Genomic DNA, 1,001 nt, shown 5'->3' on the forward strand with positions numbered 1-1,001 from the left:
CCACTAGATGATCGATTCCAAGGGCTAGTGGTCGTAGGCGGTCAGGGAACGTAGGACGCTCTGTCCGGTGTGGTGGTTGTGCCAGATGGCGGCGGTCAGGGCGAGGAGTCGTTGCAGGATGCGGACGGCCACGCCGCCGGGGGTGCGGCCGCCGTGCCGTTCCAGGTCCAGCTGGCCTTTGAGGGTGTCGTTCACCGACTCGATCAGCTGCCGTAGCGGCTTGAACAGGTGTGCTCCTGCCCGTTCGGGTTCGCCCTTGCGGGCCGGCCGCAGTAACCGCACGTCCACCTGTGCCAGCCGCCGCTCGAACTCGCGACCGTAGTAGTGCCGGTCGGCGATCAGTGTCTGGCCCGGGCGGTCCATGGTCAGCTGCGGTTCGACGGCCAGCAGGTCCAGCAGCGTCTCGCGCTCGTCGGCCTTGGCACCGGTCAGCGCGAAGGCGACCGGGAGCCCGTGCAGGGTGCACACCAGGTGCAGGCGCAGGCCCCAAAAGAAGCGGCTGTGGCTGGCGCAGTAGCCGTACTCGGCCCATCCGGCCAGCTCAGAGCGCTTGACCACCTCCTTGGAGCGTCCGCATTCCACCGGCGTGGAGTCCACGACCCACACGTCGTCGTTCCACAAGGCTGTGTCCGTGGCCAGCACCCGGATCACCGACCGGATCAGCTCGGCGGTCCGCCGTAGCCGCTTGTTGTAACCGGGCTGCAAAGGCAGGTACGGGAACAGGTGCCGCAGGCGGGCATGGCAGTGCCGCAGCCAGCGGGCCTCGGAGACATAGCCGAGCAGAGCCTGCATCACCGCCAAAGTGACCAGCTCGGCATCCGACAGCCGCGGAGTGATGCCCACCGCGGGCCGCCATGGTGCCAGATGAGGCGAATCCTTCAACAGGTCATCGATACGCACGTAGAGTGCGGTAGCGAGGGTGTCTATCTCGGTCGTCACACACTGAGCCTGGACACCCTCACCCCTTTCTCGGGCCCGAACCCTTGGAATCGATCATCTAG

At 66.5% G+C, this 1,001-nt stretch carries 1 protein-coding gene; it reads right to left on the reverse strand.

Going from position 1 to position 1,001, the window contains the following annotated elements; translation table 11 throughout:
• Positions 1–24: 24 nt before the first annotated feature.
• Positions 25–939, reverse strand: coding sequence for an IS982 family transposase (locus ACFV3E_RS46830; protein ID WP_500542673.1), 915 nt, complete (start codon positions 937–939; stop codon positions 25–27).
• Positions 940–1,001: the final 62 nt, after the last annotated feature.

Source organism: Streptomyces sp. NPDC059718 (genome assembly GCF_042733315.1).
Classification (GTDB): Bacteria; Actinomycetota; Actinomycetes; order Streptomycetales; family Streptomycetaceae; genus Actinacidiphila.